Genomic DNA, 11,654 nt, shown 5'->3' on the forward strand with positions numbered 1-11,654 from the left:
CGGCTACCGCAGGCATTTTTTTTGACTGTTAATTAGCTATTTAGATTTAATCTGTTCCTTGGTAACTGTGACGAAGATCATGACTATTAAACGCGCTTTAATCTCTGTTTCCGATAAAACCGGTATTGTGGAATTTGCACAAGACCTTGCTGCTCTTGGGGTAGAAATTTTATCTACAGGTGGTACATACAAATTGTTGAAAGACAATAATGTTGCTGTAGTAGAAGTTTCGGAGCACACTGGTTTCCCAGAGATGATGGACGGCCGTGTAAAAACGCTACATCCGAAAATTCATGGTGGCATCCTGGCTCGTCGTGGTCTAGACGAAGCTGTGATGGCTGAACACAACATCGATGCGATCGATCTTGTCGTTGTTAACCTGTATCCATTTGCTGCAACTGTAGCGAAACCAAACTGTTCACTAGCTGATGCAATTGAAAACATCGACATCGGTGGTCCAACAATGGTTCGTGCTGCTGCGAAAAACCACGCGTCTGTTGGTATCGTAGTAAATGCTGCTGACTATGCAACTGTAATTGCTGAGCTTAAAGCTGTGGGTGCTTTGTCTTATGCCACTCGTTTCGACCTTGCTGTTAAAGCATTCGAACATACTGCACAATACGATGGTATGATCGCATCTTACCTAGGCGCTCGCGTAGGTAAAGAAGAAGGTCAAGCAGATAAATTTGCGCGTACTTTCAATACTCAATTAAACAAAGCTCAAGACTTACGTTACGGTGAAAACCCGCATCAGTCTGCTGCTTTCTATGTAGATCCTGCTGCGAAAGAAGCTTCTGTTGCGACTGCTAAGCAGCTACAAGGTAAAGAACTTTCTTATAACAACATCGCGGATACTGATGCTGCACTTGAATGTGTGAAATCATTTGCGAAACCTGCTTGTGTGATCGTAAAACATGCGAACCCATGTGGTGTTGCAGTTTCTCTAGACGGCATCAAAGCTGCTTATGATCTTGCTTATGCAACTGACCCTGAATCTGCATTCGGTGGCATCATTGCATTCAACCGTGAATTAGACGTTGCAACTGCACAAGCAATTGTGGATCGTCAATTCGTTGAAGTGATCATTGCACCAAGCATCGCTGAAGGCGTTCTTGAAGTGACTGGCGCGAAGAAAAACGTACGTGTACTCGTATGTGGTGAACTTCCAGCAATTAACGAACGTGCTCCACAACTTGACTACAAACGTGTAAATGGTGGTTTACTGGTTCAAGATCAAGACTTGGGCATGATCACTAAAGATGACCTGAAAGTTGTGACTAAACGCGCACCAACTGAGCAGGAAATCGATGACATGATCTTCGCTTGGAAAGTTGCGAAATACGTTAAATCTAACGCGATTGTTTATGCGAAAAACCGTCAAACTATCGGTGTAGGCGCTGGCCAAATGAGCCGTGTAAACTCAGCTCGTATCGCCGCGATCAAAGCTGAACATGCAGGACTCGTGGTTGAAGGTGCAGTTATGGCATCTGATGCATTCTTCCCATTCCGTGATGGCATCGACAATGCGGCTAAAGCCGGCATCAAATGCATCATCCAGCCAGGTGGTTCAATGCGTGACGAAGAAACAATTGCAGCAGCTGATGAAGCTGGTATTGCAATGGTATTCACTGGCATGCGTCATTTCCGCCACTAATTTTTAAGTATTAAATTCCAGACCCTCCTTTTCGTAAGGAGGGTTTGTTACATCAGTAGATTATTTAATATCTTGCTATAAGATGTTAAAAGATTTTTAAACCTCATTGGGTTTGTGGAATTTCATTTTCGAGGGAATTTTCTAAAGATGAACATTTTAGTTTTAGGTAGTGGCGGCCGTGAACATGCGCTTGCATGGAAAATCGCACAAGACGATCAAGTGGCAAAAGTATTTGTTGCACCGGGCAATGCAGGCACCGCAACTGAAAATAAATGTGAAAATGTCGCTTTGGACATTCTCAATAACCCTGCCATCATTGATTTTGCAAAAAACAATGCAGTTGAAATGATTATTGTGGGTCCTGAAGCACCATTAGTAAATGGTGTAGTTGATGCTTGCCGCGAAGCAGGCGTGAAAGTTTGGGGTCCAACTCAATTTGCTGCTCAGCTGGAAGGCTCTAAAGCATTCGCGAAGCACTTCTTAAAACGCCATAACATTCCAACAGCTTTCTACGATGTATTTACCGAAGTAGATGCAGCGAAAGCCTTTGTAGAGAAAAATGGTGCACCAATCGTGATCAAGGCTGATGGTCTTGCTGCGGGTAAAGGTGTAATTGTTGCCATGACCAATCAGGAAGCATTCGATGCCATTGATGACATGCTGGCAGGCAACAAATTTGGTGATGCCGGCTCTCGTGTGGTGATTGAAGAATTCCTTGCTGGTGAAGAAGCATCTTTCATTTGCATGATCGATGGTGACAACATCCTGCCAATGGCGACTTCTCAAGATCATAAACGTATTTTTGAAGGCGACCAAGGTCCGAACACTGGCGGTATGGGAGCATACTCTCCTGCTCCTGTTGTGACTGCTGACGTATTCGAAAAAGCCATGAATGAAGTGATGCGTCCGACTGTTGAAGGCATGAAAAAAGATGGTCACGTATATACAGGTTTCTTATACGCAGGCTTGATGATTGACGACAAAGGCCAACCAAAAGTGATTGAGTTCAACTGTCGTTTTGGCGATCCAGAAACTCAACCAATCATGATGCGTTTAAAATCATCTTTGGTTGATTTAGTCCAAGCAGGTCTTGAAGGTAATTTACCTGCAGAAGCTGAATGGGATGAGCGTAAAACTGTTGGTATCGTACTGGCATCTAAAGGCTATCCTGAAACTTCTAGTAATGGCGATGTGATTTCAGGTTTAGATACTGAAATGACTGATGCGAAAGTCTTCCATGCAGGTACAAAAGCCAATGAAAAAGGTGAAATTGTCACTGCGGGTGGTCGTGTTCTTTGTGTCACTGCTTTGGGTAATACCATTGGTGAAGCGCAAGCCAAAGCTCTAGAACTTTGTGAAAAAGTAACGTTCGACGGCGTTCAATATCGTAAGGATATTGGTTACCGTGCAATTGCTCGTGAAAATGCTTAATTCTTTCTCGTAAAAAATTAAGTAAAAACCCCGCTGAGTGCGGGGTTTTTTAAATGCTCTCATTTTAAACAATAGGCTCTAATCCATTGCCAGAGCATCTTGGACATCTACCATTCAGCCCCATCACCACCACATTGTTTACAAAAAATTGTATCTACAGTATTAAATGTTTGTTTGTAAATATCTCTTAAATCTTTTTCTTCTAATTGGTTAGGATTTTTTGTATCTAATAAAATTGATGTATCTTTGTTTGCATTTATAAATCCCTTAATCTATTCCAGACTAACAGAACGTCCTTTATATTTTCTAGTTAAAACTTCAGTTCTATGCTTATATAATTTTAAGCCATTATTTAATTCAATCTCCAACAGCACACACTTTTTATCATTCATACGTGATAATTTCAGAAGTCTTCCATCATCGATACAATAACGATGACTAGAATTTTCTAAAAATATTTTACTTTTCTTGCCAAAAATATAAGCATATAAATTTTTTTCTTGTGCTAAATCCTTTATATTTTCTAATGTTTTTTCTAATAGATCCATTTTTCTACTCTTAATTTGATCTCATACAATTATTACTTCAAATTTACAAATTTCAAGATAAACATGATTGCAATTATAAAAACCCCTCGCCTCATCCTCCGCCAATGGCAAGACGCTGACACTGCCCCATTTATCCAAATGTGTGCAGATGAGGATGTCATGCGTTATTTTCCCGCTCCACTGACATCTAAACAAAGCCTACAATTTATTGAAAAAGTAACACGGCAAATTAATCAGCATGGTTGGGGCTTATGGGCAGTTGAACTAAAACAGACTAAAGAATTTATTGGTTTTATCGGCCTGCAACCCCAACCTGAATTGTTTGAGTTTTCACCCTGTATTGAAATTGGCTGGCGGCTAGCAAAAAAATATTGGCATCAAGGTTATGCGACTGAAGGTGCACGTGCAGTATTGGATTACGCGTTTACCACTTTAGGTTTGGATAAAGTTGTGTCTTTTACTGCCACAGTCAATACACCATCCGAAGCAGTGATGAAAAAGATAGGCATGGTAAAGACTCAAGAATTCCAGCATCCACGCTTGCCTACGGATCACCCTTTATGTTGGCATGTATTGTATGAAATCAATCAAATTAATTACTCAGGCAAATAAGACACGGCTTAAATCCTCCTTAAGCGTTTATTAAAAAAGATTTTTCAGTAGTTCAATGAGCTAGTAGATTTACCCATGTTTATTCATTTTTATGATTTCTATTGGATAAAATCTTATAAAGATCAATATTTAAGCGATCAGAAATTTTGGCTTATCTTCAATAAAAATAATATATTGTATTCATTAATATTTTAATCATTTTTATCCAATTTATATTCTATTAAAAAGATAAGTAAATACTTTTTATCCACTATATCGAATAAATAATAATTGCTATGATTGCGCCCATTCAGAGCACCAAATTTGACTATATCTTTTATAAAATCTCTATTTACTCTCTCCAAATAGAAAACCGATATAGTGGTTTGGTGAACTCTGACCCGATCGAATTAACGTGAACTGTTGCAGTACATTTGCATTTTCCCTGCCGGAGCCACATGCGACATCGATCCAGGGTCAGATGAAAGTGTAATAAAACTCCACTTTAACATGACCTTAAAATGCATATACTTTAGGCAACACGAGAATTAGGACATCTTTATGAAAAAGCTACTTGGCGTTTTACTCAGTGCATCTGTATTGACACTAACTGCATGCGGAAAACAAGAAGCGCCTGCAACGGACGCAGCACAAAACAAAGACTCAGGTGAACTTCAAACAGTTACTATGGCATCCACTGGTTCAGATGCTGACGTATGGCGCTACATTTCAACTTTGCCTGAAACTAAACAAGCCGGCATCAAACTTGATGTGAAAAACTTCACTGATTATGTTGCGATGAACACTGCGGTTGCCAACAAAGAAATTGATGTTAACGCATTCCAGTCTTATGCCTATATGGTGGCTTATAACGACGCCAATACTCAAAAGATCGCTCCACTTTCTACGACTTATCTTGAGCCAATGGGGATTTACTCAAGCAAAGTGAAAAAAGTTGAAGAGTTTAAGCAAGGTGCGACAATTGCTATTCCTAACGATGGCGCGAATGAATCACGTGCATTGTTACTTTTACAATCTGCGGGTCTGGTAAAACTTAAACCAAACTTTGACCTGGTAAAAGGTACGCCTGCTGACATCACTGAAAATGCGAAACAGATTGTCATCAAGCCAATTCAAATGGCGACTGCAGTCCGTGTGAAAGATGAAGTAGATGCGATTGTTCTAGGTAATACTTTGGCAATGGAAGGTGGTCTGAACGTATTGAAAGATGCGATCTATTACGAAGCGATTGATCAAAGTACTAAAATGAATGTTAACGTTTTAGCTGTCGCTGCTGACCGTCAAAATGATCCTGTACTTCAAAAAGTTGGCCAGTTGTATCATACTCCTGCTGTGAAAGCCTATGTTGATGAACACTTCGGTGGTACTAAAGTTGCTGTCAATAAACCAGTGACTTATTTAACCGAAGAAAAGTAATACAATAATCAATATTCAGAACAGGCAAGATTTCTTGCCTGTTTTTTTATTCGTGATGCAGTATTTGACACTATGATTGAATTTAAAGACATCTCCAAACAGTATGAGCTCAAGGGTCAAACCTTACGTGCCTTGAATCGGATTAATTTACAGATTCCGACCGGCAGTATCTTTGGCATTATTGGCTATAGTGGTGCCGGTAAAAGTACCCTGATCCGCCTGATTAATCTGCTTGAACGCCCTACTTCTGGTCAGGTGATTATCAATGGCACGGACTTTACTGCTTTGGATGCCAAATCATTGCGTCAGGAACGTACCCAGATCGGCATGATTTTTCAGCATTTTAACTTGATGCAGACTAAAACAGTGGCTGCCAATATTGAAATGCCAATGAAGTTGCTTGGCTGGAGTAAAGCTGAACGGGAAAAACGTCTCGAAGAACTGCTGGATTTTATTGACCTAAAACATAAGCGTCATGCTTTTCCGGACGAGTTATCAGGCGGTCAAAAGCAGCGTGTCGGTATTGCTCGTGCCTTAGCAAACCATCCGAAAATTCTGCTGTGTGATGAAGCAACTTCCGCACTTGATCCGCAAACCACCAAATCTGTACTGCAATTGCTGAAACGCATTAATCAGGAACAAGGCATTACCATTGTTATGGTCACCCATGAAATGGATGTCATTGAGACCGTATGTGATTATGTGGCTGTCATGGAAAAAGGTGATGTGATTGAAACCGGTTCTACCCTGCAGATCTTTAGTCAACCTCAGCATCCAACAACCAAGAATTTCATTCAAACTGTACTCCAGCAAAACTTGCCAGTGAATATTCTGGCGAATCTGGAAAACCAGAATCATCACAGTATTTATTGTTTAAAATTCCTGGGCAGCTCAGCGCAGGAAACCGTGATTCAAGGTGTGATCAAACAGTTTGATGTCAGTTTAAATATCCTGTTTGCCAATATGACAGAAATTAATGGTTCAGTGATTGGCCAGATGTTTATCCAACTTTTAGGCGATCCAGCGCAAATCACAGCGGCAATGCAATATCTGAGAGATAACGGCGTACAAGTCGATCAGGCAGGAGTACAAGAATGAGGGACTTAATTGTACAGTGGTTGACCACTATTACTGCGCCATTCTGGAAAAGTTCACTATCGATGGATCAGTTTGTTACTGCACTGCAAGAAACCTTTCACATGGTGTTCTTCGCAATGCTGTTTGGCTGTATCTGGGGCTTTATTCAGGCGATCATTTTACTTGTCACTCGTCCAAACGGGATTCTGCCAAACCGTGTGATTTATCATGCTCTAAACCCGATTGTGAATGCACTGCGTTCCCTACCCTTTATTATTCTGCTGATTGCAGTTATTCCCTTAACAAAATTCTTGGTCGGTACTTCTATCGGTACTTGGGCAGCGATTGTACCTCTAACTATTTATGTCGGTCCTTATATCGGCCGTCTGGTAGAAACTTCTCTACTGGAAGTGAATGAAGGCATTATCGAATCTGCACAAGCGATGGGAGCAACGCCAATGCAGATTATCTTTAAGTTTATTCTGCCAGAAGCACGTAGCTCACTGATTCTGAACCTGACCACAGCAACCATTAGCCTGATTGGTGCAACCGCAATGGCGGGTGCCGTTGGTGCTGGTGGTATTGGTGACTTAGCGATCTCTTATGGTTATCAGCGTTTTGATACATCTGTGGTGATCATGACCGTGATTGTCTTATTGATTCTGGTGCAGATTGTACAAAGTGTTGGCGACTGGTTATCGCGACTTCGTTAAGCTAAATTCCTAAGTAAATAAAGCCCTCTTTTTGAGGGTTTTATTTTCTACCCATAAAAATATCTGCATCTTAAACATCGAAGCGAACATTTGATACATGGCTTAGCAGCATGGATGCTGCCGTTGATCTGTCTTACACAAGCTTTAAAGCAATGCTTAAAGCTTGCTCAGGAAGTGCCATCAGATCAACGAGGGGTTTTGTTACTTTTGGCCCGTCAAAAGTAAGGCATAACTACTCAAAATTTAAATTAAAGTAAAAATAATGAAATTCTAATTTTCAAATAACTTTATGAATAAACTTACTGACACTTGAAATTCTTCTTTTACTTTTGAAAGATGAATAGCACTGCTATGCAAGGTAACAAAAATCTTCTGTTAGCTTGATGATACTTCCCTGTATCACAAGCCAACGGCGACATCCATGTCGCCTCATACAAATTCAATTTGGGTGCGTAGTTCTATTTCGATAAAATGATAAGCATAGCTTTAAGTCAATTCTAATTCACAATCTAAAAGTTCAGCATTTCCCCTCAATTTCAAACTGAAACAATAAATCCCGTGCTAAACTATCGAGTGGTTTTTGCAGGGACTCATTTATGCACTTTGTTCATCTTGGTATTCATACAGAATTTTCGATTACTGAATCCATCGTACGTATACCTGACTTGGTCAAAGCTGCTGCGAATGACGAGATGCCAGCACTCGCGCTGACTGATTTATCCAATCTACATGCTGCTGTTAAATTCTATAAAAAATGTTTGGATAAAGGCATCAAACCGATTCTTGGCTCTGAAATTCGTCTGAATGATGCTGAGCATCGGGTTACCCTGCTTTCCATGACCAACAAAGGCTGGCGCAACCTGACCGAACTGGTGTCTGAAGGTTATATCAGCGGCCAGCAACTGGATATTCCTTGCGTACAAAAAGATTGGATCTTGAATCAGCACGATGACATGATCGTATTGCTCGGTATGCAGTCCGATGTCGGCAAAATGCTGATTACTTCAAATCCCGATAAAGCTGAACCGCTACTGCAAGAATGGGTAGAGAAATTTGGAAATCGTGTTTATCTCGCCCTCACCCGCACCGGCCGTGCTAATGAAGATACATTCATTGAAGAAGCGGTAAAGCTCGCGAAGAAATATAATATCGGTGTCGTGGCACATAATGATGTGCATTTTATTGCACGCGAAGACTTTGAAGCACATGAAGCGCGTGTCTGTATCGCAGATGGTTATGTGCTTGGTGATAACCGTCGTCCTAAAACCTATAGTCCTGAGCAATATTTTAAAAGCTCTGAGGAAATGGCGGAGCTGTTCTCGGATATTCCAACTGCGATTGAGAATACCTTCCATATCGCAAGACGTTGTAATGTCACCCTACGTTTAGGCTTCAATGACTTACCAGATTACCCAATTCCTGAAGGCCATACTATTGACACCTACTTCGCACATTTATGTGAAGAAGGTTTAGAAGAACGCCTGAACTTCCTGTATCCACCAGAAAAACGTGAAGAAGACTGGCCTTTAATACGCCAGCCTTATGATGAACGTCTGGCTTTTGAAATCAAGATTATTCTGGATATGGGTTTCCCGGGTTACTTCCTGATCGTGATGGACTTCATTCAATGGTCCAAAGGGAATGGTGTACCGGTTGGTCCGGGCCGTGGTTCAGGTGCGGGTTCCCTCGTAGCCTATAGTTTGAAAATTACCGACCTCGATCCCCTGCGTTATGACCTGCTGTTCGAACGTTTCTTGAACCCGGAACGTGTCTCGATGCCCGATTTCGACGTCGATTTCTGTATCGCTGGTCGTGACCGCGTGATTGACTATGTGGCACGGACTTATGGTCGTGATGCGGTATCCCAGATTGCGACTTTCGGTACCATGGCGGCTAAAGGTGCGATTCGTGACGTAGCCCGTGTACTAGGTAAATCTTATGGTCTGGCCGATCGTATTTCCAAACTGATTCCCACCAAACCTTTGGGTTTAAGTCTGGAAGAATCTCTGGAAGCAGAACCACAGCTGAAAGATATCGTCACCAATCCATCCAATCCAGATTATGACGATGCTTCAGAAATCTGGGAAATGGCATTAAAACTGGAAGGTATTACTCGTAATACGGGTAAACATGCCGGTGGTGTGGTCATTGCACCAACCAAATTAACTGACTATTCAGCCGTGATGTGTGATGCGGATGGTACAGCACGTGTAGCCCAGTTCGATAAGGACGATGTCGAAGCTGCCGGTCTGGTCAAATTTGACTTCTTGGGTCTGCGTAACCTGACTGTAATTGAAGATGCCATCAAGCATATCAACGCCCGTCCAGACGTCACTGAGCCAGTCAATATTTCCTATATTCCGCTGGATGATAAACCAGCCTATAACATCTTCGCGACGGCGAATACCACCGCGGTATTCCAGTTTGAATCCGTCGGCATGAAGAAGATGCTCAAGGAAGCACGCCCAAGCAAGTTCGAAGAAATTATCGCCTTCGTATCGTTATATCGTCCCGGTCCAATGGATCTGATTCCTGACTTTATCCACCGTATGCATGGTGGCGAGTTTGAATACCTGCATCCTTTGCTGGAAAAAGTATTAGAACCGACCTACGGGATCATGGTCTATCAGGAACAGGTAATGCAATCCGCACAGTTCTGTGCCGGTTATAGCTTGGGTGGTGCGGACTTACTTCGTCGTGCGATGGGTAAGAAAAAACCTGAGGAAATGGTCAAGCAGCGTAAGATCTTTATTGAAGGTGCTGCGAAAAAAGATATTGATGAAGCCACAGCCAACCATATCTTCGACTATATGGAAAAATTCGCAGGCTACGGTTTTAACAAATCGCATGCTGCCGCCTATGCCCTAGTTGCTTATCAAACGGCCTGGTTAAAAGCGCATTATCCTGCTGAATTTATGTCAGCGGTGATGACTTCGGAAATGCAGAACACTGACAACGTGGTATTCCTGATTGATGACTGCCGTCATAACGGACTGGAAGTATTGCCACCATCGGTGAATATGTCGATTTATCAGTTCCATGCCAGCGACCCAAAAACCATTGTCTATGGCCTAGGAGCAATTAAAGGCGTTGGTGAAGCGGCTATGCAATCCGTGATTGAGTCTCGTCAGAAAGAAGGTCCATATAAAGACCTGTTTGACTTCTGTCACCGTATCGACCTGAAAAAAATCAACAAACGTACGCTCGAAGCCTTGATCCGTGCGGGTGCGCTAGATTGTCTTGGTATTGAACGTGCTGACCTAATGGCGCAATTGCCTGAAGCGGTACAAGCTGCGGATCAGGCCCGTCAAAACCGTGAAACCGGCATCATGGACCTGTTTGGTGAAGTTGAAGAAGTTCAACGGAAACCTGCCAAACCGGTGAAACCTTGGTCAGATGAAGTGCGGCTCAAAGGTGAAAAAGATACACTCGGCCTATATCTAACAGGTCACCCGATTGATGTATATCGTAATGAACTAAAAGCCTTTGTACCTTGTCAGATCAATGAATTAACCCCAACCCGTCGTGGTGTAACGACTGTGTTTGCCGGTCTGGTAGTCGATGTCGCTAACTTCCCGAACCGGATGATGGTAACACTGGATGATGGTACTGCACGTATCGAAATTTCCACCAATCATGAACGCTTCCAGCGCTTTAAAGAGATTGTTCAAGTCGATAAAGTGGTGGTGATTGAAGGTGAAATTTATGAACGTGAAGGTTTTGATCGTCCACTCGGTCGTTTGACCAAAGCCTTTAGCCTGAATGAAATCCGTCAGAAACGTGCTAACAGCATCAAGATTACCTTGCAAGCTGAACATTACAGCAAAACCCTCAGCCGTGACTTGCAGCAGATTCTAGTGCCATATACCAATGTGGACATGAGCACGCATATTCCCGTGATTCTATATCTGGATTATGGCTATGCCACGGCCGAACTGCATCTGGGTTTAAGCTGGAAAGTTGCGCCGCTGGATGATCTTCTCGCCAAGCTGCGTGATTATTTTGGCAAGACTGCGCTCTATATCGAGTATCAGGTGAAGTCTAAAGCTGCACGTGCCGTATCTTATGAACAAGCCAAGCCGGTCGAGGTTCCGCCTCCACCTGCTGACATGAGTATGGACGATGCTCTGGCACAATATGAAGCTGAATCTCAGCCGCAGTATTCATAAATCTCCCATTTTAATATATCCAAACTGGAATCAT

Annotated in this window: 8 protein-coding genes; 7 read left to right on the plus strand and 1 reads right to left on the minus strand. The window is 42.2% G+C overall.

Annotated features, from left to right (window positions below; genetic code table 11):
- The first annotated feature begins 79 nt into the window (after nt 1–79).
- Nucleotides 80–1,654, plus strand: a complete 1,575-nt coding sequence (gene purH / locus FTU00_RS06300; protein WP_180179351.1) for a bifunctional phosphoribosylaminoimidazolecarboxamide formyltransferase/IMP cyclohydrolase — start codon at nt 80–82, stop codon at nt 1,652–1,654.
- 147 nt (nt 1,655–1,801) lie between these two features.
- On the plus strand, nt 1,802–3,085 hold the full coding sequence (purD, locus tag FTU00_RS06305; RefSeq protein ID WP_180179352.1) for a phosphoribosylamine--glycine ligase: 1,284 nt from the start codon (nt 1,802–1,804) through the stop codon (nt 3,083–3,085).
- Between the two features lie 272 nt (nt 3,086–3,357).
- Here the strand turns inward: purD and FTU00_RS06310 are convergent, their stop codons facing one another.
- On the minus strand, nt 3,358–3,633 hold the full coding sequence (locus tag FTU00_RS06310) for a hypothetical protein (protein WP_159122780.1): 276 nt from the start codon (nt 3,631–3,633) through the stop codon (nt 3,358–3,360).
- A gap of 72 nt (nt 3,634–3,705) precedes the next feature.
- Between FTU00_RS06310 and FTU00_RS06315 the strand changes: the two genes are divergently transcribed.
- The 5 genes from FTU00_RS06315 to dnaE all read left to right on the plus strand — a co-directional run bounded on the left by FTU00_RS06315 (nt 3,706) and on the right by dnaE (nt 11,620).
- Nucleotides 3,706–4,245: a GNAT family N-acetyltransferase gene (locus tag FTU00_RS06315; protein WP_180179366.1), complete on the plus strand. Its 540-nt coding sequence runs from the start codon at nt 3,706–3,708 to the stop codon at nt 4,243–4,245.
- A gap of 540 nt (nt 4,246–4,785) precedes the next feature.
- Nucleotides 4,786–5,661 carry a MetQ/NlpA family ABC transporter substrate-binding protein gene (locus tag FTU00_RS06320; RefSeq protein ID WP_099339387.1) on the plus strand — a complete coding sequence of 292 codons (876 nt, stop codon included), beginning with the start codon at nt 4,786–4,788 and terminating at the stop codon, nt 5,659–5,661.
- 72 nt (nt 5,662–5,733) lie between these two features.
- Nucleotides 5,734–6,759, plus strand: coding sequence for a methionine ABC transporter ATP-binding protein (locus FTU00_RS06325; RefSeq protein ID WP_163171439.1), 1,026 nt, complete (start codon nt 5,734–5,736; stop codon nt 6,757–6,759).
- Entirely contained in the window at nt 6,756–7,451 is a 696-nt protein-coding gene (locus FTU00_RS06330) for a methionine ABC transporter permease (RefSeq protein ID WP_004786199.1), read from the plus strand. Before FTU00_RS06325 ends, FTU00_RS06330 begins: the two co-directional genes overlap by 4 nt.
- Before the next feature lie 596 nt (nt 7,452–8,047).
- On the plus strand, nt 8,048–11,620 hold the full coding sequence (gene dnaE, locus FTU00_RS06335) for a DNA polymerase III subunit alpha (RefSeq protein WP_180179353.1): 3,573 nt from the start codon (nt 8,048–8,050) through the stop codon (nt 11,618–11,620).
- Nucleotides 11,621–11,654 lie beyond the last annotated feature (34 nt).

The organism is Acinetobacter sp. YH12041, assembly GCF_013419975.1.
In the GTDB taxonomy this organism is placed as follows: Bacteria; Pseudomonadota; Gammaproteobacteria; order Pseudomonadales; family Moraxellaceae; genus Acinetobacter.